A 22910-nucleotide genomic window follows, 5' to 3' on the forward strand; every position below is an offset into this window, starting at 1 on the left:
CGCTCCTACAGCAGCGTGCCGAAGCACACGCGTTGAACCTCGCGCAGATCGCGCTCCAGAAGCGGCGTGCTCAATATCGCGTCCTGCAGAATCTCCGGATCGACTCCGTTGACCTTGCACACGTAGATATAGGGAAGTGCGCCGTCCCAGTAACCCATGATCCAGCCGAGGGTCGCGCGGTAGTCGTCAACGTCGATCTTGCGATTGCGGAGCCGTTCAGACAGCAGGTCGGCGCAATCCATCAGCGACTCAGGCATGCTGTCGCCGCGACGGCTGTCGCTCGCGAGCGAGATCAGCGCGTCGACCATCTTCGCGCGTACCGACTCGCTCCACAGATGCGGGTCGGGTAGCGGATCGGGCTTGGGAGGGGTGATGTGAACCGGCGACGATTCGCCGAACATGTCCAGCTGCCAGGCAGCCACTTGCGTTTCCATGGGATTGCTCCGGTGATACCGGGAATCTCATGGCCCGTGTCCGGGAATGGGATTCCCGGTGGGGTTAAGGGTGCCGTCACCATGGGCAGAAGCCCAGGTGACGGTAGGTAGTAACGGCGCTCGATTAACGAGTACCGGTCTTGAACGGAAGAACGACAGCCGACTTGGCGTATTGCTTCGCCGGTGCCGGTTTCACATTGCTGTCGTTGGCGGCTGCCGTTGCAGCGGAAGCGACTTCCGGTTTCGCGTTGGCGGCAGCTCGTGCAGCGAGCTTTTCAGTCTCGATGCGAGCAGCTTCGGCCTCGGCTTCAGCTGCGTGGATGGCCTTCGCCTTCTTCTTCATCTCCTTGACCACCCAGTGGGCGGCAAGCAGGAAGAGGAAAGTCGAAACGACGAACGAGATGGTCGCGAAGTACGCGATAAAACACAGCGCCAGCACTTTGGCCGGGGACTTGATTGCGTCTTTGAAAAGGACCGGCAGCATTTTTCTCTCCAGAAAAATTTTCAACAGGGCATGTCCGGACCCTTGTCCGGTGGTTTCGATGCTCGATGAGCAAGGAAACTCGGCGCTGAGCGCTTTCGTGCGTGTCCACGCGAGGCACGCACGAAAGCACAGGCTGAAGGGAACAACGGGGAAAAGAAGAAACAGAAGACGCGCGCGATCACTTGCGGCAGGTCGATGCGTCGGGAGACGCCATTGGATAAGCCAAGCTTAGCGTGCAAGCGCCCCCATAAAGCCACGAATGCTTGCCAATGTCATACAGCTTTGAAGGACTAGGGCCAAAGGTCCCTAAAGGGCAGGAGGGACCTGATCCGGCTCGGCCCTCTAACCCGGAAAGCTCGACTAAACCACGTAGCTTTTCAGGTTTCGATGAAAGCGCGTCGTAATAACGTGCCATTCGCCTGCGATAACTTGACTTCGGAAAATGCCTGGCAGACTGGACTCGTCTACTTAAACAGGAGCGAGGTCCATGTACTGGTTTCTCATTGCGGCCGCGGTGATCTTTTACGCGGTAAAGCGCCACAACCGGCGCCCGATCAGTCCGACAGGATCGCGCGTACCCGCCTCACGCAGCCAACGAAGCGGTGAGCAAGGCGAGGCTGTTGTTCAGGCCGAACTGCGTGCCGCACTTGAATGGCTGTGCGGCGACAATTTCTATCTGCACCCGGGCGCCCTTCTGCTCAACCATGCGCCCGGCTCGGCTTTCCCGACTGCCGAAGTAGATCACCTTGCCATTACCCCGTTCGGCATCTTCGTCGTCGAGACGAAAAACTGGGCGGGTCGGATCGAGCCCGGGCCAGATTTAAAGAGTGTTGTACGCATCGGCGCAGACGGTCAACGCGAAATGCGCCGGTCACCAATTCAGCAGAATCGCTCAAAGGTCGCATTTCTTCGCTCGATGCTGCCGGGAAGCTGGCTCGTCGAGGGCATCGCAGTCTTCCCCAACCCGCATTGCGACCTGTCGTCAGCGCTGCCCGTGAATCTGATGCGCGCCACCGATCTGCGCCAGTGGCTCCGTGACCACAAGTCGAGGCACGACGCCAGAAACGCCCTGCCGGTCGATGTCGTGCAGGCCCGACGAGCGGTCCTCGCAGTCGCCGAAACAGGTGCTGTCGCCATAGAAATGCATCGAGCGAAACTGAGGGAAAACCCTAAAAAATTACCGTGTCTTCCCTAAAGTTTCGGTCGGGGTTGCCGATTGAAACGTTTTCCTCGGCGTTTCTCGTAGCCGATACCCGTGAAAGCTATATGAATTTGAGCTTCTTAGCGGGATGGCGGTGGCGAAACGACGCGTATTCTGGGCGGGTGTAGCCCCGGGGAAAACAGGTTGCACCCGCCGCCGAGCATCTGGCGCTTCGACCTAAGCGCCCGAATAAGATCCAAGAAATAGTCGGAGTTTGTCTAATGAAGAACGAAAAAAAGTCATCCGCACTGCGTCCTGAAGGCGACCTGGCCGGTCGTGAGGACGATCTGATTGCGCGGTCTGACCGGGATGCCGTCCGCGCCGCTTTTGCCGATCGCTGCCATCTGCACGTCGGTATGCTCTTTTCCCAAATTATGGAAAAGGCCGTTGCGTGCTACACGGCGAAACACGGAGATTCGCGCGAGAACCGTAAGCATGTCATGGATGCCGTCTACGGAGGCCTTGAGAAGGAATTCGGACGCACGCGCGAAGCGGTACGCCTGTACATCCGCTGCTACCAGCGCTTTGCCGACCAACCCGAGGAATTCTCAAAACTCACGCTTCGCGACATGATGTTGCGCTTGAGTGGATCGAACCCTGCCGGCGCGGCTTAACGGCGATCAACAGCGATCAAAAACTATATAGAGAGCACCATGACCAAACGAAACTCCGCCCTGGTCGTCGACGACGACGAATTCGACCCGACCCGTCCCGAGGGTAACGACGACAGCAAAAACGACGACAACGCTATCGAACGTGAACTGCCCCTCGCCTTTGCGCACGTGCCGTCCGACGAGGAGATCGGCCTGAAGGTCACAGAATTCTTCGGTGGTGACGAGATATCGGACGCGCTTCGCGCTTCGATCGCCGAAGAAGCTGAGGAAGTCGCGCACTCGACCAGAAAGATCCTTCTCGAACATATGCGTATCGGCGGCTCCTTCTATCACATCCGGACGCGGATTGAAGGTCACTACGTGAGCACCTTCGGCGACACGACTCAAGTCCGCAGAAACGCAGCGAATCGCGTCTACAACTTCCTTGAAGCCACGTTCCGGAAGAAGCGCGACTCCGTCAGGCTGTATATGCGTTGCTATGAACGCTTCAGCACGAACAGCGGAGCCGTCGAAATGCTGTCGATCAGCGACATGCAGTTGCTGGTGAACAAGAGCGACGAAGTCGTGGAAAAAGTCCTTCAGGCCAAGCGCGAAAAGCCCGATATGGGTAAGCGCGAGCTCAAGCAGATCATCGAAGATTACGAAGCGCGCCTCATGGAGAAGGATAGCGCGCTCGAGACCGCCACAAGCCAACTCTCTGAGATCTACGGTCAACTGGACGACGCAAAAAACGAGAATCAGCGTCTCGCCGAGGAAGCGAGGCGCCTCAATCTGGACGTTAAGGCCGACCGCGAAAGACTCAAGAAGACGCTGGTCGACCTTGCTTCGGCCGAGCAGACGGCAAGCGGCCTGCAAAGCACCATTGCGGATCTTGAGCGTGAGGTCACAGCCAAGAGCCGCGAGCTTAGCGAGGCCCAGGCGAAGGTTACGATCAAGGAAGTTCAAGTCGAGGTCACGCCCGAGCACCTACGGAACCTGGAAAGCGTCACAAAAGGCCGATTTGAGGAACTCAGCAGGCTGACGGCTGAATGTGACGCCGCGAGAAAGCGCCTCGAGGAACTGTCCGAGCTTAAGAAAAGGCAGGAAGCGGAAATCGAGCAGAAGGAGGCCGTCGAAAAACGGGTCGCCGGGCTGGTCGAGCGCTTTGGATCGTTCGTTCAGGAATACCACAGCGTGCAACTGCTGGTCACGGCGGACGGTTCAATTGGCCGATTCAAGGGCCTGCTGACGGGTTTGGCCGACCTTACAGGGAAGTTTCACGGGGAATTGCAAGCAGCAGTACGGGCTGCCTGAAGCTGCAGGCAAATTGAGAGAACAAAAGGAAAAACGCAGTGAACAATAAAGAAAGCTATCGCGCCATTGACCGGTTCTACGTCCCGGAGTGGCTCACGGGCCAGATCCAGGTGGCCAACTTCACTCTCGTCGACCACATGAAGTGGTTGCTCAAGCAGGACGGCCGCTTCAACGAGGTGTTCAACGTCGAGCGCAAGGAGATCGAGCAGCTCCAGTTGAACCAGTCGTCCCTGCGTAATCTGCTACGCGCGCCGTTTCTCATGGTGGAACCTACCCTGCAGACCGTTGAGGACTGGCGCTGCTTCGTCGACAACACGGCGACGACCGTCGCGGTCGACGTGCTCCGACGCAAGACGCCGGAACTCGACTCGCTGATGGCCTATGCCGTGAACCAGCAGAATTCGACATTCGTGTCACTCGTGACGCAGGTTCTCAACGTAAGCGTGATGGGCGCGCCGCTTCTCGGCATTTCGACAGAAGTTGCGAAGTATCTGATGTCGGTCCCCCACCACAAGCTTCACGTTGCAATCGGCCGGATGAAGGAACTGCCGCTGTTCCGCTGGCGTTTCAATAGCCCGACCTTCTGGTGGGAATTCGCCGGCAGCACTCTGACTGACGAGACCATCGCTCATCAGATCATGTTGACGTCGCCCTCACGTGTTGGCGAATTGCCTTATGCCGCTCACTGGGGAGACCTTCGTCTTGGCCGACTGAAAAATGAGGCGTATGCCAGCGCTCTCATGGCTTATGGCCTGCGCGCGTCCACGGCTTCAAACCTGTTCGGCATGAACCAGCACTCCATGCGCATCCGTTACAGCGAGATCCACGGCAAGAGTTCGCCCTGTGGCAACACGGCGACGTCACTCACATGGTTTGTCGAGACGCCGGTGCATCGACTGCACGCCACCGTCTACGCATGGCTGTATCGGTCGGCGACTGCGATGGGTGCGAATCCTGCCGAGGCACTGATTGCAACCAATGACGTCTATGACCGCCTCTTCGGTGGTAACCGGGTGATCATGCCGGATCGCGGCTGGAACCTGATCCGCTCGATGGCTGCCGACGCTCGCCTCACCATCGCGCCGTGCCGCACGTGCTGCACGCACTACGTCGTGTCGAACAACGACACGAAGATCGAAATGCACAGTCGCTTCACGTGTCCGGCATGCAACCAGCAACTCGGTGCAAAAAAACGTGCGGCGCGGAGGCCGAACAGTGACGCCTGATACCAAATCGCCCCTGCAAGAATTGCCCGCCGGACTGGTTATCTTCGGCAGTGATGGTCGAACCCAGTTCGGTTGGCAAAATCCTGAAACCGGCGCCTTTTACGCCGAGGCCGACGGGAGCATCATCGCCGACGCGATCGGCGCGATTGCCTGGCATGCGGGCCACATCCACTGACGAGGCGCACAACTATGGAAGACTTCGCCTATCTTGCCCGTGAGAGCAATGCGGCGTGGCTCGCGGGCCGCGGTGACGGGCGGTTTGAGCGTTACGAAAAGTTCTACCAGAGCGAGCGCGCGGTAGACGTCACGGGTTTTGACCTGGAGAAGGCCAACGAGGGATACGTTGAGTATGCAACCAGCCAGCCATCGCGCTTGCTGTCGTTTCTGAACGCGCCGTGGGTCGGTCGAGTCGTAGTCGCGCTATTCGCCCTCTATACGGGAACCCGAGTCGTTCCGCAACTCGCGAAAGTCGGGCCTGCCGTTACTGGTATTGGCCTGATCGTCGCCTTCGTTGGTCTGCGAGTTTTCCATCGACGCGCTCGCAAGCGCCGATAGATGCGCTACGCCCGTCTTTTGGCGGGCTTTTCTTTGCCCATATCACCGTCAGGCTAAACCCTGATCGGATTTTTTCCGATAGCCATAAAATGACGCACGCATTCCGGCGTCGACGCGACAGCCCGACGATAGCGGGAACGCAATCGAGCGGAAACTTGACTTTGTTTCTCGTTCGATAGACTGGATTCAAGGTCGTGCAAGGGGCGCGACCCAGAACAACTCCGAGGATTTATAACGATGAAGAAGATTTCCGTACTCACCGCCGTTTCGTTTGCAGCCGCCCTCGCCCTTTCTGCGTGCGGTGGTGGCGGTGGTGGTGGTGGCAGCAGCGCGACGTCATCGGCGGCTCCGGCCACGGGTGCAAGCGCTCCGGGGACTGCCAATCTTACGACGCCTCAATACACGGCGGACAGCGCGCAATCGGCAGCATTTACATTGCTGAACCAGCAGCGTCAGCAATGCGGCCTACCGGCCATGCAAGAAAACCCGGCACTGGACCAAGCGGCACAGGCTCACGCGCAGTACATGGCCACGAATAACGTGGTGTCCGATACCGAGACTTCGGGGAATCCGGGCTTCGTTGGCACGACCTACTCCGATCGCAACACTCACTTCGGGTACTCGCAAAACGTCTATTCGGGCGGGGTTAGCGGCGGGTTCTACACCAACGCGAAGTTGACTGAGACACAGTACGGACAACAGTTGGTCTATGGTTGGCTTTCGGGTGTCTATCACATCGCAATCGGCGCATGGCCGCTCACTGCGGTCGGTATCGGTGACGTCGAGACGACGTTCAACGGTTTCCCGCAGGTGTGGGCGTCAATGAGCATCGGCACCCTGCAATCGATCTCGCAAAGTGCTCCGTTGACCTTCCCCTGCCAGGGAACGACTGGTGTCGCTTATAAGGGTGCAGGCGAGACCCCGACGCCGCCCAATACATCGGGCGCCTGGGGCACACCAATCGCCGTCGTAGGCAACCAGCAAGACAAAATCGTGATACAGTCGGGCACGATGACCGACACGTCGGGTACGGTTATCACGTTGCAGGTTCTCGATTCGTCGACAGACCCGAATAAGCTGTTGCCTGCATTCGAAGGTGTTGCCTACCCGGCTACGCCGCTGTCGCCGAACGCTTCCTATTCCGTCACCTTGACGGGAACCATTAACGGTACACCGTTCTCGCGAACGTTCACGTTCACGACGGGCAACGTTGTAGGCTGACGCGCACGGATTCTGCAAGGAAAAAAGAGCCCCACAACACTGCATTTTGTCGTGTGGGGCTCTTTGGTTTTGAGCAAGCACACCTGCTCTAGTGCGCCCCCCCGCAAGTGCCGCCAGTGAAAGAAGCAACCCAAAAATCAAACCTCAGGACATTGTTGGAATTTGGATCAATCCAGCAAACCGGAATGTACCGGTTATCGGTCCCGTGACAAACGTCGTACGGAGTCCCATCCCATTCCACTCCGTTTCCATTGGCAAACGACGAATACGGTACAGAGTTTGATGGCAATCCATAGATCATTTGATATACCGACCAATTCGTACCTGCGCCCGACGGTTGAGTCGTGGCGTTCTCCCATGAGTAAGAACCTTCAGGTGTATAACCAGCCGTTGATTGAGCGGCGCACACGCTGCCAGGAGTTGGAGGTGGATTGTTCGGTTGACAGGCTAGGCCGGCCCAAGACGAGCCGTTCCACGAGGGGGTAGAAATCTGGGTAAATCCACCGGGGCAGGTTGGGGGAGGTTGGTAGCTACATTGCGGGGCTGAGTATTGCGATCCGATCCACTTCGCTGGGACGATGGTCGTCCATCCAGCCGACGTCGGACATATTGGTGCCGTCTGCCACGCCGTCGTAATCTGACCTACGCACGTCGAGTCTTGATTGTTGACCGAGCACCTCGCTGGGCCGGCCAGTGCGGTGCGCCCGCCAAGAACGATGCTTGCAATCAGCAGCATCCTGATGACTGCCTTTGTCAGACTCATTTTCTTTTCCATTTAGTAAGAGCAGAACGTTGAGGCGACGGCGTTACCTGAAATCACATTTCCGTTGCCGTCCGTGATGTAGACCGTCCACGGTCCGGTTCCAACTGTCGGGTAATTGATCGCGGCCGTCGGGTCTACGTATAAGCTTTGCCCTGAGACGACTATCCCGGGCGAACCGCCTGCGGGACAGATGGGGTTCGGCACGAACGTGCCCCCGCCACCATTGATAGCCGTGTAGCCATACCAGAGTTTCTGTCCACCAACGGGCATCCATTGGAGAACGCCCGACAAGTTCTGACAGGACAACAGCAGTCCCGAGTTGTCGCTTGCACCCGTCATGGCACCGGCCTTCGTGCATGCAGTCCGGGGCCAACCGACATTGCCTGTAGAAACTGTGGTCCCCGCCGAAACTGTGGTCCCGGCAGAGAGTGTTGTACCGGCGGCAACAGCACCGCTCGCCGCGATAGCTCCCGTCGCGCCGACGTTCGCGGCGTTGACGGTTCCCTCCGCGTCGATATCGTGGACGTTGCGCAGGCTCACGTGATTGACATTCTGATCACCCGTCCACGTTAGTGAACCATCGCGCCGGATATAGACCGAATTGCCGTCAGTCGTTGGCCCGTTTGTCGCGAGGATCGCGGCCGCCGGATTGCCGGCGAGCGGATTGGTCGCGGTCCATGCACCGTTGAGGCCGGTGATCGTTCCCGGGTTCTGCGCTTTCGAGTAGCCGAACGAATTGCCGCCAGCCTGCGCAATCTGGGACGCGCCGACGACATCGGGCTTGCCGCCACGCGTGAGCGGTTTCGACGGATACATGAAGTAGGACACGTGGCAGTCGCCCGCACTGACCGTACACGTTGCTGGCCCGACACTCATGCTGATCACATACGTACCTCCCCAGAACGGTCCATTTGCATGGGGTTGCTTGAGGTTGCCTTGTGTGAAGAGGTCATCGATGGTCGGCGGGTTGGCGATCACGGTGGCGGGTCCGCCAGCAATCAGCGTCGCGTACTTGTTCGTCACCCAGTCCGACAGCGCTGAGTTGATGACCGCCTCGTTCTGGCCTTCCGCCGTCAGGACCTGCGTGCGCCGCTTCGCTGCGTCTTCCTTGATCGCGACCGTGGTCATCAGCGCGGCGGCCACCAACACGACCACCATCTCAACGATGCTGAACATGGGCAACGATCCTTAGTTGTTGTGCGTCGCGTACATCGCAATGCTCGCCGTCGCACCGGCCGAACTGCACGCCTGCCCTGCGGTTGATCCGTTAAAGGTCGTGTTGGGATCGGAGACGGTTGTCCCGTTCACAGTCACCTTCGTGTACGCGCCCGCCACTGCGCCGATCGCGAGCGAACACACCGTTGCGGGAACCGGATAGGTCATGGCCATTGCGTCGTCTGTAGTTGCGATGGTGGCCGGTGCTGCCGTCACGGAGCCGCCGAAGATGCCCGTCAGCGTTCCCGCCGTCGCGTTCACACGCGAGCCAGCGGAATCGAATGCGTGGTTTTGCGCGAGCGTTTGAAGCGACTCGCTCGAAAAATCAATGTCGTTCGACGTTGCATCCTGAATGCCGCTGCGGAATAGTTGCGCCTCACTCTTGAACTGGTGCGCGTGGATACGATCCATCACGAAGCTGCGGCCCTGATAAACGATGAGTGCCAGCAGCGCGGCACCCGCCATGACGGCTGCCGCCTCAATCATCGAGAGTTCGCCCGACTGCTTGCGTCGACGCGCCATGCGCAGCAAGGCGGTCTTGCGTTGTTCGGGAGTCTGAAGGTGGATCGTTTTCTTGTTCATGTGTTGCCCTCTGTCAATTGATTGCGCCTGATGCGGTCGGAGAAGAATCAAAGCTCACAGCGCCGGTCGCGACGTACGATCCGATGCCGAGCGCGAAGAACATGGAAACGGCGAAGCCGAGGAGCACGTAGTGCGTGATGCGCGCGTTGCGGCGCACGGTCGCGACAACGCGATCGAGCGAAGTGCGGCCGAGCGTCTTGATGGCCCGCACGAACTGGTCGCGCCCCGCCGCGTCCGCAATCGTGTCGATGACCATCTCTGAAAAGATGCCCGTGTCGAGTGCGCGCATCGGTTCGTCCGCGCGCTGCGTAAGACGGCGGCTCATCCGGTCGATATGCCACTTCAGCCACGGATCGGCCGTCTTCGACAGACGGTCGAGGGCCGCCCGCAGCGTCAGGTTCGAGTCGAACAGTCCAGCGAGCGACACGATGAGTAGCGCAGCGCGCAGATCACGGCGGTTGCGCCACATGAGCGGCAACGCATCGACCTGGTTGCGGAAATGCCCCGTCCAGCGCTTGAGCGTCCAGAAGTACAACGAGACCAGACCTGCGACGATTGCACCGCTCAGCCACCAGTAGTCGTAGCAGAAGGTGTCGATCGCGTAGAGCGCCTGACCCATCGGCAACCATTGCTCGACCGGCTTCGTGTCTGCGACAGCCGGAAAGATCTCTCCGCCGAACAGCATGCAGAACACGTAGAGATAGACGATCAGAAACGCGGGATACGCCATCTCCAGCGATGTCGTCGACGCGAGCACGCCCTCTGCATGCGCGGCCATCTCCGCCAGCTCGAGCCCCCGCACGGCGGCGTCTTCCCGCGTCGACGTGCCCGCGATGTCGAGCAGCGCGTGTTCCTGGGTTGGAATGAACTGCCTGATAGCAGTTGCAAAATCATCGCCCGCGACCATGCGCTTTGCGACCGCCTGGAAGACGGGCCACGTGAGCCACTGACGCGAGCGATGACGCTTTTCAAGCGTAGTCAGCCGCTCCAGCAGCGTCTCCCGGTTGCGCAGTCCCTTGGCGGCGACATCCAGTCGCGTCTCGCGATAGAAGGTCTCGCGCATCTTCTGGAAGCGCCAACGTGCAATGCGCAGCCGCTCCTTCTGCGGCAGCGCCATAAACAGCGAATGGATCAGTCCACGAATCACGACGGCATCCTCCCATCGCGATCAGCAAAGATCCTGTATTCGTCAAACGGGCGCATAGCCGAATCGATGAATCGCGGATCAATCAGACCTTGCGACGCCTTATAGAGCGCGTGCTCGTAGATCGTTTTGCCGGTCATGTCTTCGTCGCCGAAACCGGTTGTACGCGTCGAGCGCCACACGTTCTCGGCGCCGCGCCAGTCGCGCGCCGCAACACAGTCAAGAAATTCCGAAGTCGGGCGGAAGATCTCCATCGCAAGCGTCTGCCCTTTCGTGCCAGCGGCCACCTTCCCTGCGCGCGTGAACAGACCGTCCAGGCGGCAATGCTCGCATCCGGCTTCGTCACGGCATGCCATCTTCGAGGTGTCGAGGCCGAACTTGCGTTCCAGCGTCTCAATCTGTGACGCAGGCATTACTTCGCGTGCTGGCAATTTGCATTTCCGGCACAACAGGGGGATCAGCTTCTGGTTCGCGACGGCATTGACGAACTTTTCGGATGAGACCTCGTCCATCGGCAACTGAAGCCGCCCACCGGCGAGGCGCATGAATGCACCGATCGCGCTGTCCGCGTGAAGCGTGGTCCGGACCGGGTGCCCGGTCAGCGCCAGCTCCGCCACGAGCCCGGCGACAACACGATCGCGTACCTCACCCACCGTCACGTCGTCCGGGTCCATACGCATGAGCGAGCGGATCACTTCCGCGCACTTGCGGTTCGCTTCCTCATCGGTTTCGTCGGGACGGCGCGGGATCGAAATGTCCGAAAGCCATGGCTGCGGATACTCGGACGGCTCATTGACGGCGAACTGCTTGCGCAGGTCGCGCGACGCGAGCATGAACGACATCGCGCGAAGGAGTGTGGATTTTGCCGACCCTGTTTCGCCCGTCAGGATCGTGACGCCACCGCTCACGTTGCCCAGCGCCTGGATGATGCGCAGCTGCGACGTCTCCAGGCCCATCTTGTCGGGCATGAGCACCTTGCAGTTGCGGAAGTTGCCGTCGAGCAGACGCAGCGCCACGTCGAAGCCTCCGACGAGCGGCGTGCTCTGCCAGCGGATGTTGAGAATATCGGTCTGGACAACGAGCGGGATCATCGCCGACTGCGGCGCGGTCGGCTGGAACGTCTCGCCGGAGTTCGTGTTGCGCGCGACGAGATCCTGATACGCTGCAGACAGTGCACGACGCACCAGCGCTTTCGGCAGCCTGCGGTATGTGTAGAGGTCGCCGTTCACACGGAACCGGACTTCGACATCGTCGTTGAAATCGCGGTACTCAAAGTGGATATCGCCCGCGCCGTAGGCGTGAGCGGCTTCGGACACGTCTCGGAACGTACCGATGGCGCGCGAACTCTCCGGAATGATGGCCGCAGCCCGGTTGCGCTCGGTTGCGTAGATCGCGGCAATCACCGCGTCCGTTGCGATCATCTCCTCATGCACCTTGATGTCGGCACGCTCGAGGTCCTTCACATAGGTCGGATAAAGCGCCGACTCGTGAAACGTCCGCGTCGTGACGACGATCGCCATACCTGCCTGTACTTCGACCGCCACGAACTCACGGCGCGCGGCATCCGTGATGCGCAGCGTCGCATCCTGGCCCCGCTCGCTCAGGATGCGCTTGAAAGTCAGTGCATCGGCGGCCACCAGTTGCGGCAGGCCCGATGGCAGGAATTCTGTCTGCTGCTTGACCAGATCCGCATGCGCGTGGACCTCGTGCACCTCGTCGACAGCTTCGGTCGACCGTACTGTCGGCGGCACGTCGTGCGCTTCGACCGGCGGCTCCCCGGACTCAACAATGGGAAGCTTCATCGCAGAATCACGAGCGACAGCCTCCATCGGAGCCGCGACGCTTTCGGAGACCGGTTGCGCTTCGACCGCCCCATCAATCGTCGGCTCGTCCCGCACCGGATGCTCGGTCGCTTCGGGCTGCGTCAGGTCAATGTCCGGTCGACCCTGCGAGTCTTCGTCAGTGGCGTCGACGTCGGTGATGTCCGCCATTCTCAGCCGCATGCCCAGCGTCATCGGCTGTCCCGGCTTCGTGTCCACAGGCTCTGCCTTCAGCGGCTTGCTTCTGCGCACGAAGCGCGGCTCGCGATTGACGTCCTGTTTGGCGTCTGCACCTGCGATAGGCATTGACGCCGGGGATTCTTCCGTGAACCCGGCGCGCAACGCACGGAATCGCCCAAGAATGCCGCGCGAAGACGGCTCATCTTTTTCAATACCGTTGAACAGACTCATCGTTATTGCCCCATCGCAGAAAGAGGAATGGCAGGAGGCAGCGGACCACCCAGATCAGTCAGCGGTCGCGTCGGAATGCCGAATGGCCGCGGGTTATCCGAAGTAGTGGCCGTGCCGCCGCTGATCGTTTCCGTCCAAGTACGCTTGCCATCCCCGACGGTGACGACGAACCCATCGACCCGCTTTACGGTCCAGCCATTGAGCAGCTTCGCGCCGACGTGCGCGGGATAAGAGGCGTTGCGGAACTCGTAGAGCACCGACGTACCGCTCATGTCGCTGAAAGCGCCAACGAAGCGCACCGGTTCCGCGCGGGGACTCGGCGGCGTCGCCTTGATGACGGGCACAGTTGCGGGCGCGCTTGCGGGCGCGGGCGCATTGAGCGCGACAGCACCACCCTGCTGCCCGCCATCGCCCCCAAGGTCGCGCGCGATCTTCGAACGGGTGATCTGGTCGATGTCGTCGATCGACAGACGCGGCCGCGCCGGAGTCGAGGACGTCTGCTGTGCGACCGGTTGCGACACCGCCGTGGGTGCCTGGGTCGTTGCCCCCTTAGCTGAAGCGGGCATCCCCATGTCAATGTCGGCCGCGGGCACGTGCGCGCTTACCGGCTGCGTGTGCGACACAGCCGGCTTGTTTTGTTGTGCTTGCGCAGCAGCGGATACCAGTGCCAAGGCACAGGCAATCACTGTCAGCCGTTTAGTCGAGAACATAGTATTTGCCCTTCGCAATGAAATGGATACCGACCCGCTCGTTTGCTGGATTGGACTGGTTGCGTGAAGCGCCGCGCTCATCGAGCAAAAGCTCGATCGTCATACTGTCGAGCGTCATGTCCGGCGGCAGCTTTGAGAGCAGCACCGACTGCCATCGGTATCCGCTGATCTCCCACGCGCCGACACGGATCATGTGTGCGGGGCGCTGGCCGGGCGTGCCGGGCGGCATCATCAGCAGTGGTTTCGATGGCTCGAGTTTCACCTTGTAGCCGTAGCTCGCAAGCTCAAATGGCTTTGTCGACAACCGCTGCGGCGGCGTCTGTAGCATGTCGATGAGCGCCTGTTCCGAAGGCCACGTCTTCGCATCGTGATTCGAAACGGGCGTGACCACCGGGATCGCGGGTCCGGTTGCGCTCAGATGCAGACCATCCGCCTCGAAGTGAAGCGGACGCAGCGCCTGTAGTGCAGCGCGACCAAAATCGTCGAAGCTGCCACCGGAGCGCTTGTAGGTGATCGTGCAATTGCCCTTCGACGGGCAGACGGCCTTGTCGAAGACCCACCCCGCGACGACCGCTTCGCTGTTGCCAAGCGAGGCGAGGATTGCCGGCGCCAGCTCATTCGCGCGCGGTATCTTCGCGGCGAACGTCTGCCGCACCAGCGCGGCATATTTCTCCTCGAACGATGGCTCCTTCGGTGCGGCCGGCGGCGGCGGATTGAGGGAATCCATCAACTGGATGCCGCCGAACACAACGGCCGCGCCAATCACCAGCACCGGCACGACCGTCGGAAGGTTGACGGGCACCTTGGCGATGCGGCCATTCTTGCGATCATCCAGCAGCGCGGCGGCGCCGAAGCTCTCGTCCACGTCTCCAACGGCCTGGCCGGAGCCGAGCGTCGTCAGCGTCAGGTTCAGCTTCAGGCATTCCTGCTCGATCGCGAGGCGCCTTTCGTGCGCCTTCGGGATCGTCAGAACTTCGTCGCTGCGTACGACACCGCGCACAACGAAAACGAGATGCACGCGCTGATCGTCCTGAAGCAGGATGAGTACAGCAGCCTTCCCCTTCACACGGTCGTGCTGGGCAATCCGCGCCGCGCCCGAATACAGTTTCGCGCCGTTGATCTCGCTCGTGTCAGGGGCGCAGAAGCCGCCGATTGCGTCTTTGCCGATCTTGTATTCGACGTAGTGCGTCGCACCGAAGTCATCGGCGTAACGACGGCGCTCGGCCCGCATCTGTTTGGCCGGATAGGCGCGCCAGTCCAGCCCGAAGACCAGGCGCGCGTTCTTTTCGCGCGGCAGTGGATCGGTAATGTGCATGCCCGCGCTCACATCGACGGGACGACCGTAGCCGTCAGCATGATCACCTGGAAGGTCTTCGACTTGTTCCAGAGGCCGGTGATACCCGCGATACCGCTATTCGTCGTGCTGTCCGCGAGGTCCGTCATCTGGCCGTAGAGCACCACCGTCTGGCCGTCAGAGAGCGCGATCGTCTGATCGTCCTTGCTGCCGATCGTGTGCGCCAGCTGGATCTGCTGCGACGTCTGACCGGAGCCCACTGACGCCGACGTGAACGGGCCGTTCAGCTTCGAACTGTCGCTCCAGTACGCGAGGACGATCTGGTTGTGATCGTTGACCGACGGCAGGATATTGACGAAGTCGCCCGTCGTCACGGTCCCGGGCGTCAGGCCGGGCACGCCACCAGAAGTGGCCGTGAGGCTGCCCGCCGAAGGCGTGGTTGAACGCAGATAGTCGTCGCTCTGGAACGACGCAATCGAAACCGGCAAGCCGTTGAGCGTCAGCTTCGTCTGCGTGTTGTCCTGCACCGTCCGGCCATACTTGTTAAGCGCATTGAGCACTGCGTTCGTGCCCGAGAACGGCGCATTGGGTTGCAGCACTGAGAGGCCGACCGTACCGCCGCCCGAGGAGAGCGACGTGGGTGACGCGAAGCTGATCGCATACTTTGCGAGGCCGCCCTGGATATAGTTAAACACGACATCGGCGTTCACACCCGCCTGACTGCCCCTGTTCAGCGCAATTTGCAGCGTGCGGATGCGGATCATCACCTGACGAGTCGAGACGGCGTTTTCCTGGGCGAGCAGTTTGCCCATGCGGTCAGCCGCTTCGCGCGTGTCGTAGATCATCACAAGGCGGCTTTGCGGGTTGACGTTGACGTGGCCCATCGGCGAGCGCAATTTGTCGAGCGCGTCGCTGATCGACTTGATCTGATCGAAGTCGCCTTCACGCCCCGTTGAGGTCTGTGCTGAGAACGATCCCGTATTGCCGCTCGATCCACCGCTGCCGTTCGCCTGATTACCCGTCGACGTGTCCATGCCCTTCGACATGGTCGATTTGATCGACACCTTGCCCGGGATCGCGGCAATCTGGTACATGCGGGTGACGAACCGCGTGATATTGATGGTCGATCCGTCGAACGACCAGTCGAGCCCCAGGTCTTCCGTCATCCGGGTCAGATACTCGCCTACATAGCCCGTGAAAACCTGGCTATAGACGGGCTCTTCATAGGTCGCCTTGCCATTCACCCCGTTCGTTACTGGCGCTGCGCCGCCCTTGCCGTCCGATGACGCCGACTCGCGCGGCACGAGCGAAGCGCGCGGCACGAACACATCGGGGCTCAGATGGACCGCATAACCTGTCGCGCCCGAAATCAGCGTTGAAATCTCTTTGATTTTCAGGTTCGCGGGCATCGTCACCTTCTTCTCACGGAACGTGGCAGGCAGCTTCGCTTCATACGCGACAGGGACAAGCCGGTCGCCGAGGAACGCCGTCGGCACGTCTTCCACGAGCGCCATCGAACCAGGCATGTGGGCGATCGCATCGCTCGCGGTGTGATGGACCGCATCGTATGCAGAGTTGATGTCGCTCTGATAGACCGCGCAGCCCCCGATCATGAGCGAGCAGGCAGCGGCAAGGAAAGTCTTAAGAATCGAAGTGTGATGCATGGTGTTAGTCCTGGCAGTTGGCAGCGCGCACGACGACGCGGATGACGTTGTTCGTGTGACGACAGATACGCGTCGGCACGCGCATGTGATTGGTCGCCTTCATGACCTGCGTGAGGACAGAAGTGAAGTCACCGGAAAAGGTCGCGTTGAATTCGAGCGGCAGGTCGTCATCGACCTTCCACGCAAGTTGCCAGCCCTGCGTTTGCAGCCAGCGATCGAGCGCGTTGCGCAAGTTGAGGTCCTGCGGCGAGACGGAAAGCGTCAGCACGCCTGCCGGTGTCGTTTGCGCCCCCGGCAGAACCACCGATGCAACGCCAGTCGGAGTTGGTACGGACGATGCAACCGTTGTCGTCGGCGCAACCGTTGCAGCTGCGGCCGCGGGTGCGGGTGAGGCGGCTATTGCCACAGCAGGAGCCAAGGGCGCGGCATTCGCAGCCGTCGCCCGGGGCGATGGGGCTGCCGAGAGGATCTGCCATCCATCGCCGGCGGGAGGAGCGACGTGCGACTGGTCGGGATCGATCGCCGCATGGGTCCAGCCTGGCACACCCGCCAGCGCCAGTGCGGCCAGCACACGCGCGATCACGCGCACCCGTTCATTGCGTTCAATAGTCACATTCATTCGTTATTGCCCCTGCCGCTGCAGGCGGCGATAAATAGCGTTGGCATAGATCAGCTGCTTCTGCGTCGAGACTGCGTTGTACGCACCCACAGCCTTCCAGGTCGGCCCGAACTGCTTGATGTTCGAAGCGAGAATCCAGGTGCCGACGTAGGCGTTCACACAGACGTTAAAGAGGTGCTCGCGACGGATGCCGTATTGGGCAAGCTTTGGCAGCCACGACGTGTTGATCTGCATGAGACCGATGTCTTCGCTCCCGTTGTTGTTCACGTTCACTGCGTTCGCGCGCATACCGGATTCGTGCTGGGCGATCGCATGCACAAGTTGGCTGCTGATGTGACGGTAGGCGGCGGCGTCGTCGAGGCAATCCGCCCGTACCGAAGACACGCAACACAGCGCAGCAACCGCGCCGGCAAAGGCGAATGTCAGGTTCATCACGATTTCGCCACAGCCGTTTCAGGCGCGGCCGGCGCGGCGGGCGAACCCGGTGCGGCACGCTCGAAGTACTTCACATCGTGGCGACGCGTAACGTTCACCGTGTTCCCGTCGGCCGTCACGATGAACTGCTCCGACGTTCCGTTGAACATGTAGTACCGCCCTTTCTGCTCGCCCGATCCCAGGTGCTTCACATCAGCAACGTGGATCTGGATTACGGAATCCGCGAACTTGAAATAGGTGTGACCGTCGTTGTCGAACACAGCGAGCAGGTGCGCAGCGTTCGCCTGATCGAAGTCGTAGACCGTGCCCGCGGAGCGACCAATCTCGACCGATTTCGAGCCGTCAGAGACGAAGATTCGCTCCGCGCGCTCGACAGTCATGACGTTCGTCTCGCCATTCCATTTCGGATGCAACGAACGACCATCTGGCGTCTTGAACGTCAGCTCGCGAGCGGGCTTCGACGCGAACCGGATCTGGGTGTGCGTGTCGTCACCGTCGCGGATCGCTTGGGCGCCGAAGTATTCGGCCAGCAGCGAGGCGCGCTGCGCAGGCGCGTCAGCGTTTGCGGCGTCGAGTTTTACGACGTCCTCGTTCGCCACAACGGTCTGCGCGATCGCATCGGGCTGAGACTTCTCACCAGCGGCATAGTTGAGCGCGCCAGATTTCGGCGCTTCGCGATGCAACCGGATATGACGGGTCGTAAAATCCACGTCCGCGTACAGGCCGCTTTGCGACATCAGACGGTCAAGCGCCTGCATCCAGTTTTCACCGGCCCGTGTGACGAACGAGCTTGCATCCGTCAGTTCCACGTCCTTTTGTGCTGCGCCCGTCCAGCCCTGCGGAACGAGCGCCTTGACGATGTTCGCGACGGGCATCGTCGCCTTCAGCGAACGCACAGGCTCGAGCGCGCCGTGCGAGCCGATCAGCACGAGGCGGTTCGTGAATCCGTCGAATGCGGGCGGCTGATCGTCGCGCAGCGTGGCGAGCGTGCCGCGTGCCCCAGCGCCGATGAAGGCGTTCGCCCTCGTCCACCTAGCCGTGGCAGTCCTGCCAGCGACCGTATACGTGACCGACTCAGGCGTACCGTCGACGACGACATACGGACCTTCAGCGTGTCCGCCCGTTGCCGTAATGACCTGACCCGCGCGCGGCTGGATATAGGTTTTCGAACCGTCGTTGAAGATCAGCGCCGGGCGCTCTGCGATACCGCCCGAAATCTCATAGTCAAAGTCGAACGGGTCGGTATCCGCAGCATGCGATGACACCGTGTTGAGCAACGCTAAACAGGCAAGCGCAATACGGGAGACGGTGTGCTTCATAGTCCGGCCTGGATCTGATTAAGGTGTCGTGCGAAACGCGCCAGGTACGCCTGACCGGGGACCGGGTTGGCGCTGTGGTAGTACGCGATAGCCTTCGCGACGGAGTGCGTCTTGCTGTAGTTCTCGTTGAGAATTTCCTCCGCAACGCGAATGCTCGTTGCGGGCGCGAGCGCGTCCCAGGGCGACGCAAAGCGGCGCGCGTGGTAGCCCCAGTTGATCTGCATGAGGCCTACGTCGAAGTCGCTGCGGCCGCGCGCGATCAGCGACTGGACAACGCGATAAGCATCCTCGCGGGTCTTGAAGAAAAAGCCCTGCCCCGCGATGTTCAGCGTCCACGGCCAGGCGCGTCCGTTCAGACCCGACTCGTTGAGCGCGATGCCCGCGAGAACCTTGGGATCGACGCTCGTGTGCATCACCTGGAATGGGACGGTCGCGCTCGCGCAGGCCCAGCCGCCACGGCCTTCCGCAATCGCAGCCTGCGCGTCGTCATCAAGCACGGCGGGCTGCAGCCAGCCCTTCGCGATGAGCAGCTGCTCCAGCGACACCTTCTGCGCATCGATTGAAACCGTGATGTCCGTCTCCGGGGTACTCGCAACCGTCTGCCCCACAAGCGGGGCCGCCCACGATTCGAATGCGTGCAGGCCACACCAGAACACGGGCTTTCCGCCAAACGAAGCGAGCTTGCGCGCATCGCCCTGGGCGAGCACAACGCTCGTCGGACTGATCACTTCCGCGATCGTCACGGCATGGGCGCAGTGGAAGTGCGCAGCGAGCGCAGCAGAGAGCACGCCGAAGATCCAGCGCTTTTCCGTACGCTTATTCATCGCGGTACGGCTCCAGCACGATGTCGCGATTGACCTTGAGCATGAAACGCCGCTGGCCGGGGGCCGAGGTAATCGTCGGCGGAATGTTCTTGTAGCGCTCGAGGACCGATTGCGATGTCGTCGCCGCGACCTGTCCCGCCGTAGTGCCAACCTGCGTGACCCCGAGCGGGCCAGTGGTAGTCGACGTCGTGCCGTTCTTGTCAAATGCGCCCAGCAGGATCGCCGTAAGGAACGACGTGCCGAAGATTTTCAGGAAATGGTTGTTGACGTCGCCCGAGAAGCCGGCCGAGCCGTCTCCATCGGCGCCCTGCGCGCCGAAGAGCGGGACATGCTTGCCGTTCGGCAAACGCAGCTCCGTTGCCGCCACCAGAATGCTCTCCTGTCCGGGCTGGATATCAGAGCTATACGGTGCCGTGATAAAGCTGCCCTTCGGGATCATCAGGCAGTCGCCGCGGATACTGTCGTACACGTCCTTTTCAACCATCAACGAGGCAGTCCCGGGACGATCGGAATCCAGTCGCTCTGCCGCGAGCACACCGATGTGATGCGGAGGCGACAATACGCATCCTCGCGCCTGTCCAACGAAACCGGCCCGCGGGAAGTCCTGGTCGCTGCCCGATTGCATCGAAACATTCTTGATGAACGTCGCGTCGTGCTCCTGGCTCGAATATGGGCGGGCTGACTGTTGCCCCCCAAGTCCCGCTGCCGCAAGTGCCGACGCGACGCGATCACCCACCGAGCCTGCTGCATCCTGCTGTGCGGCCGCCTGTCTTGCAGCGACCTGCGCGGGCGTGAGAATTCCCGGCATCTGGTTGGGTGGCGTCGGCGCCGTATCCTTGACCTTCACGCCAGGCTTGAAAATCGGCGACGCGAAAATCGCATCCGTATCGGATTCGGCCTTGAGCTGCTTCGTCTGCTGATCGTTGATAAAGCCGTCGGCCGTCAGCGCCGGCGCCGCATTCCCTGCATTCGGCGTCGACGACGACGAAGCGCGCGCGGCAGCAGCGGCCCGCGCTTCCGAGGCCGCCATCTTGCGCGCATCACTCATCTGGTCCTCAATCGTTTTATTGAGGTCCTGGGTGTTGTGCGACTTGTCGACGACTTCCGCCGCCTTGGCCTTCTTCTGCAGCGCTGCCTGTTCGTCGACCTTGGCGCTCTCTTTGACCTGGTAGTAAAAGCCGAGCGCGCCGATGACAACTGCTGCGACACCGCCAACCGCATACAGAGCGTTGCGTGGCGACTTGCCCTTAAAGAGGCTCGCGTGCTGGTTGTCGTGTTGTCCGTTCGGTTGGTTCATGGCGTCTCTCAGAACCCGAACAGGCCAAGACGGCGGCGTTTGATGGTGACTTCCTCGTTCGGAGCACGCAGCACGATCTCATTGGCGATCTCCTGCACAACGATGTACTGGCCACGTCGGATGAAGTTCGGGCTCACCACGTCTCCGTGGTCCTTGACGATAGGCACGGCAAACGGCGCGTCAGCGGGCAGACGCAGCCACACGGACTTGCCGTCGTCGAACACCGTTTCCGGGCGGAACGAGGCCGATCCTGAGACCGTGTAGTCGAAATTAAGCTTGTCGGGCGAAACGCCGATCGGGCCAGAGTCCAATTGCGCATCGGAGTCACCGCCGCCACCGGTGCCAGAAGCGCCGACGCCCGCCTGTTCCCGGGCACGAACCTTTGCCATGACGGAGCCGGGATAGTTGAAGCGCACGGTCTGATAGAACAGTCCGCCCATCGGCGACGACACAAGTGTCATGTCGTACTCGCGCAGATTGGTAGTCAGGTGAAGCGTGTTGACGAGGCCGGGCTTGACCGGCTTCACAAAGACGTGGTTTTCGCCATCGGTGTCAATGACCCACTGAACCGAGTCGCCCATCGCCGGATCGGTTGTCAGGCGCTCGCCCTTCGCCAGCTCTATCGTCGTGTTCTTCAGCGGCGCGGTCATGATCCGGTAGATCTGGTCGCGGCTGTATGGGAACACGGCCATGCGCGCATCGCCGGGCATGGTGACCGGGTCTGAGCCAGCGTTATAAGGATTCACCGGGCTCATCGGATCGCTCATGGCGGTGGCGAGATCGAAAGACGCGGCTGGCGCGCCGGTCCCCTTCTTCGCGGCATGCGCGGACGGACAGACGGCAGCCGTGAATGCAAAGGCGGCGACCCACGAGGCAAGCGTGCGGGAGGCGATCATCATTGGGTCTTCTGGATCGAGAACAACGGATAGAACAGCCCGAACGGGTTCGCACCAAGTGCGTCTTCGGCGGTCGGCGGAACGATCTGATAGCGGAAGGTCAGGGCATACTTCTGAACAACAGGCCTGTCCGTTGGGGACTGGGTCGTGGTCGTTGTGAACTCAACAACCGCAGTGGAATCCTCAAGCAGTGCGACGTTTGTCACTCGCACCTCGCGCACCAGTTTCGGATTCAGCACAATGGCTTGAAACGGCGCGTCGCCCTTGATCCAGTCGCCGAACTGATTCCGTGCGTTTCCAACCATCATGGCCTTCACGCCATTGATGTTCCGTGCCATGCGGGAAGTCTGGATGTCGTCTGTCAGAACGGGCTCGATCGTGAACCAGCGCTCGACGGTTTCGCGCAGGGACGTACGGATCGCCTGATCGTCCGGCTTGTAGGCGGCGAGCTGCGTCACCACGGCATGGCCGTTGACGTCCGAAGAGACACCATATGCCTTGACGACGGATGGAGGCGGATTTCGGCTATACACCGCCCCGACCGTAACGATCGCGAGGATGAAGCAGAACGTCTTCCAGTGGTTGGCTTCGATGCGAAGACGCGCGCCCATGTCGAAGATGATCTTCTCGGGGTCGTCCTCTGAGTAACCGCCAGGGGCGGTTGAGAGGGCAATCTGCTTTTTGCTACGGAATAAGCGCATGACGGTCGATCCATTTGGGCCGACTCAATTCAATCAGCCTTGAGGGGAAGCCAGTCATGCAAAAGAGATGCGATTTATCAACGCTTTCGAGCCACGCCCGATGCGCTCACATCGACCGAGCCGGCTCAGGGATCTAAGCCAGAATGGCGCGAAAATTCGTGAGCTTTTAGGGCCCTTTCTTATGCCAG

23 protein-coding genes are annotated in these 22910 nt (G+C 60.8%); 7 read left to right on the top strand and 16 right to left on the bottom strand.

Annotated elements, in window-relative coordinates; genetic code table 11:
• Positions 1-5 precede the first annotated feature (5 nt).
• Both AB4Y32_RS28805 and AB4Y32_RS28810 read right to left on the bottom strand, forming a co-directional pair.
• Positions 6-434, bottom strand: a complete 429-nt coding sequence (locus AB4Y32_RS28805; protein WP_368724587.1) for a hypothetical protein — start codon at positions 432-434, stop codon at positions 6-8.
• Positions 435-558: 124 nt separating this feature from the next.
• Entirely contained in the window at positions 559-942 is a 384-nt protein-coding gene (locus AB4Y32_RS28810; protein ID WP_368724588.1) for a hypothetical protein, read from the bottom strand.
• A gap of 463 nt (positions 943-1405) precedes the next feature.
• Here AB4Y32_RS28810 and AB4Y32_RS28815 point away from each other — a divergent pair, with 463 nt between their 5' ends.
• From AB4Y32_RS28815 to AB4Y32_RS28845, 7 genes are all read left to right on the top strand, one after another.
• Positions 1406-2113: a nuclease-related domain-containing protein gene (locus AB4Y32_RS28815; RefSeq protein ID WP_368724589.1), complete on the top strand. Its 708-nt coding sequence runs from the start codon at positions 1406-1408 to the stop codon at positions 2111-2113.
• 227 nt (positions 2114-2340) lie between these two features.
• The gene (locus AB4Y32_RS28820; protein WP_368724590.1) at positions 2341-2733 is read left to right on the top strand and encodes a hypothetical protein; all 393 of its coding nucleotides are present in this window, start codon (positions 2341-2343) and stop codon (positions 2731-2733) included.
• A 39-nt stretch (positions 2734-2772) separates the two neighbouring features.
• Positions 2773-4026, top strand: coding sequence for a hypothetical protein (locus tag AB4Y32_RS28825; protein ID WP_368724591.1), 1254 nt, complete (start codon positions 2773-2775; stop codon positions 4024-4026).
• A 38-nt stretch (positions 4027-4064) separates the two neighbouring features.
• Positions 4065-5252, top strand: a complete 1188-nt coding sequence (locus tag AB4Y32_RS28830; protein ID WP_368724592.1) for a FlhC family transcriptional regulator — start codon at positions 4065-4067, stop codon at positions 5250-5252.
• Positions 5242-5427, top strand: a complete 186-nt coding sequence (locus AB4Y32_RS28835) for a hypothetical protein (protein WP_342937764.1) — start codon at positions 5242-5244, stop codon at positions 5425-5427. The genes AB4Y32_RS28830 and AB4Y32_RS28835 overlap by 11 nt, the downstream gene beginning before the upstream one ends.
• Before the next feature lie 14 nt (positions 5428-5441).
• The gene (locus tag AB4Y32_RS28840; RefSeq protein ID WP_368724593.1) at positions 5442-5807 is read left to right on the top strand and encodes a hypothetical protein; all 366 of its coding nucleotides are present in this window, start codon (positions 5442-5444) and stop codon (positions 5805-5807) included.
• Positions 5808-6044: 237 nt separating this feature from the next.
• Positions 6045-7028, top strand: a complete 984-nt coding sequence (locus AB4Y32_RS28845; RefSeq protein ID WP_368724594.1) for a CAP domain-containing protein — start codon at positions 6045-6047, stop codon at positions 7026-7028.
• A gap of 775 nt (positions 7029-7803) precedes the next feature.
• On the opposite strand, the gene AB4Y32_RS28850 is transcribed toward AB4Y32_RS28845, so the two are convergent.
• From AB4Y32_RS28850 to AB4Y32_RS28915, 14 genes are all read right to left on the bottom strand, one after another.
• A complete protein-coding gene (locus AB4Y32_RS28850) occupies positions 7804-8967 on the bottom strand; it encodes a hypothetical protein (protein ID WP_368724595.1) in 1164 nt (387 codons plus the stop codon).
• Between the two features lie 12 nt (positions 8968-8979).
• The gene (locus tag AB4Y32_RS28855; RefSeq protein WP_368724596.1) at positions 8980-9588 is read right to left on the bottom strand and encodes a type 4 pilus major pilin; all 609 of its coding nucleotides are present in this window, start codon (positions 9586-9588) and stop codon (positions 8980-8982) included.
• A gap of 13 nt (positions 9589-9601) precedes the next feature.
• Positions 9602-10735 (bottom strand): type II secretion system protein, encoded by a 1134-nt coding sequence (locus AB4Y32_RS28860; RefSeq protein WP_368724597.1) that lies wholly within the window; start codon positions 10733-10735, stop codon positions 9602-9604.
• Complete coding sequence (locus tag AB4Y32_RS28865; RefSeq protein WP_368724598.1) at positions 10732-12963, bottom strand: ATPase, T2SS/T4P/T4SS family; 2232 nt, start codon at positions 12961-12963, stop codon at positions 10732-10734. Before AB4Y32_RS28865 ends, AB4Y32_RS28860 begins: the two co-directional genes overlap by 4 nt.
• A 2-nt stretch (positions 12964-12965) precedes the next feature.
• Positions 12966-13529 carry a hypothetical protein gene (locus AB4Y32_RS28870; RefSeq protein ID WP_368724599.1) on the bottom strand — a complete coding sequence of 188 codons (564 nt, stop codon included), beginning with the start codon at positions 13527-13529 and terminating at the stop codon, positions 12966-12968.
• Positions 13530-13659: 130 nt separating this feature from the next.
• Positions 13660-14988: a hypothetical protein gene (locus AB4Y32_RS28875; RefSeq protein ID WP_368724600.1), complete on the bottom strand. Its 1329-nt coding sequence runs from the start codon at positions 14986-14988 to the stop codon at positions 13660-13662.
• Between the two features lie 8 nt (positions 14989-14996).
• On the bottom strand, positions 14997-16631 hold the full coding sequence (locus AB4Y32_RS28880; RefSeq protein WP_368724601.1) for a type II secretory pathway protein: 1635 nt from the start codon (positions 16629-16631) through the stop codon (positions 14997-14999).
• Positions 16632-16635: 4 nt separating this feature from the next.
• The gene (locus AB4Y32_RS28885; RefSeq protein ID WP_368724602.1) at positions 16636-17250 is read right to left on the bottom strand and encodes a toxin co-regulated pilus biosynthesis Q family protein; all 615 of its coding nucleotides are present in this window, start codon (positions 17248-17250) and stop codon (positions 16636-16638) included.
• A gap of 3 nt (positions 17251-17253) precedes the next feature.
• Positions 17254-17682, bottom strand: coding sequence for a lytic transglycosylase domain-containing protein (locus AB4Y32_RS28890; RefSeq protein ID WP_368724603.1), 429 nt, complete (start codon positions 17680-17682; stop codon positions 17254-17256).
• Entirely contained in the window at positions 17682-19004 is a 1323-nt protein-coding gene (locus AB4Y32_RS28895) for a TrbG/VirB9 family P-type conjugative transfer protein (protein ID WP_368724604.1), read from the bottom strand. Before AB4Y32_RS28895 ends, AB4Y32_RS28890 begins: the two co-directional genes overlap by 1 nt.
• On the bottom strand, positions 19001-19828 hold the full coding sequence (locus AB4Y32_RS28900) for a transglycosylase SLT domain-containing protein (RefSeq protein ID WP_368724605.1): 828 nt from the start codon (positions 19826-19828) through the stop codon (positions 19001-19003). Before AB4Y32_RS28900 ends, AB4Y32_RS28895 begins: the two co-directional genes overlap by 4 nt.
• Positions 19821-21125 (bottom strand): TrbI/VirB10 family protein, encoded by a 1305-nt coding sequence (locus AB4Y32_RS28905; RefSeq protein WP_368724606.1) that lies wholly within the window; start codon positions 21123-21125, stop codon positions 19821-19823. The genes AB4Y32_RS28900 and AB4Y32_RS28905 overlap by 8 nt, the downstream gene beginning before the upstream one ends.
• 8 nt (positions 21126-21133) lie before the next feature.
• Entirely contained in the window at positions 21134-22024 is an 891-nt protein-coding gene (locus tag AB4Y32_RS28910; RefSeq protein ID WP_368724607.1) for a TrbG/VirB9 family P-type conjugative transfer protein, read from the bottom strand.
• Complete coding sequence (locus AB4Y32_RS28915; RefSeq protein ID WP_342936789.1) at positions 22021-22722, bottom strand: type IV secretion system protein; 702 nt, start codon at positions 22720-22722, stop codon at positions 22021-22023. The genes AB4Y32_RS28910 and AB4Y32_RS28915 overlap by 4 nt, the downstream gene beginning before the upstream one ends.
• Between the last annotated feature and the right edge of the window lie 188 nt (positions 22723-22910).

This window comes from Paraburkholderia phymatum, assembly GCF_040965635.1.
Taxonomy (GTDB): domain Bacteria; phylum Pseudomonadota; class Gammaproteobacteria; order Burkholderiales; family Burkholderiaceae; genus Paraburkholderia; species Paraburkholderia phymatum_B.

What these genes read in the sequence shown, in the direction of transcription:
- AB4Y32_RS28805 (WP_368724587.1), bottom strand. Translation starts at nt 434, where the DNA reads ATGGAAACGCAAGTGGCTGCCTGGCAGCTGGACATGTTCGGCGAATCG.
- AB4Y32_RS28815 (WP_368724589.1), top strand. Translation starts at nt 1,406, where the DNA reads ATGTACTGGTTTCTCATTGCGGCCGCGGTGATCTTTTACGCGGTAAAG.
- AB4Y32_RS28820 (WP_368724590.1), top strand. Translation starts at nt 2,341, where the DNA reads ATGAAGAACGAAAAAAAGTCATCCGCACTGCGTCCTGAAGGCGACCTG.
- AB4Y32_RS28825 (WP_368724591.1), top strand. Translation starts at nt 2,773, where the DNA reads ATGACCAAACGAAACTCCGCCCTGGTCGTCGACGACGACGAATTCGAC.
- AB4Y32_RS28840 (WP_368724593.1), top strand. Translation starts at nt 5,442, where the DNA reads ATGGAAGACTTCGCCTATCTTGCCCGTGAGAGCAATGCGGCGTGGCTC.
- AB4Y32_RS28845 (WP_368724594.1), top strand. Translation starts at nt 6,045, where the DNA reads ATGAAGAAGATTTCCGTACTCACCGCCGTTTCGTTTGCAGCCGCCCTC.
- AB4Y32_RS28850 (WP_368724595.1), bottom strand. Translation starts at nt 8,967, where the DNA reads ATGTTCAGCATCGTTGAGATGGTGGTCGTGTTGGTGGCCGCCGCGCTG.
- AB4Y32_RS28855 (WP_368724596.1), bottom strand. Translation starts at nt 9,588, where the DNA reads ATGAACAAGAAAACGATCCACCTTCAGACTCCCGAACAACGCAAGACC.
- AB4Y32_RS28865 (WP_368724598.1), bottom strand. Translation starts at nt 12,963, where the DNA reads ATGAGTCTGTTCAACGGTATTGAAAAAGATGAGCCGTCTTCGCGCGGC.
- AB4Y32_RS28870 (WP_368724599.1), bottom strand. Translation starts at nt 13,529, where the DNA reads ATGCCCGCTTCAGCTAAGGGGGCAACGACCCAGGCACCCACGGCGGTG.
- AB4Y32_RS28875 (WP_368724600.1), bottom strand. Translation starts at nt 14,988, where the DNA reads ATGCACATTACCGATCCACTGCCGCGCGAAAAGAACGCGCGCCTGGTC.
- AB4Y32_RS28880 (WP_368724601.1), bottom strand. Translation starts at nt 16,631, where the DNA reads ATGCATCACACTTCGATTCTTAAGACTTTCCTTGCCGCTGCCTGCTCG.
- AB4Y32_RS28885 (WP_368724602.1), bottom strand. Translation starts at nt 17,250, where the DNA reads ATGAATGTGACTATTGAACGCAATGAACGGGTGCGCGTGATCGCGCGT.
- AB4Y32_RS28890 (WP_368724603.1), bottom strand. Translation starts at nt 17,682, where the DNA reads ATGAACCTGACATTCGCCTTTGCCGGCGCGGTTGCTGCGCTGTGTTGC.
- AB4Y32_RS28895 (WP_368724604.1), bottom strand. Translation starts at nt 19,004, where the DNA reads ATGAAGCACACCGTCTCCCGTATTGCGCTTGCCTGTTTAGCGTTGCTC.
- AB4Y32_RS28900 (WP_368724605.1), bottom strand. Translation starts at nt 19,828, where the DNA reads ATGAATAAGCGTACGGAAAAGCGCTGGATCTTCGGCGTGCTCTCTGCT.
- AB4Y32_RS28905 (WP_368724606.1), bottom strand. Translation starts at nt 21,125, where the DNA reads ATGAACCAACCGAACGGACAACACGACAACCAGCACGCGAGCCTCTTT.
- AB4Y32_RS28910 (WP_368724607.1), bottom strand. Translation starts at nt 22,024, where the DNA reads ATGATGATCGCCTCCCGCACGCTTGCCTCGTGGGTCGCCGCCTTTGCA.
- AB4Y32_RS28915 (WP_342936789.1), bottom strand. Translation starts at nt 22,722, where the DNA reads ATGCGCTTATTCCGTAGCAAAAAGCAGATTGCCCTCTCAACCGCCCCT.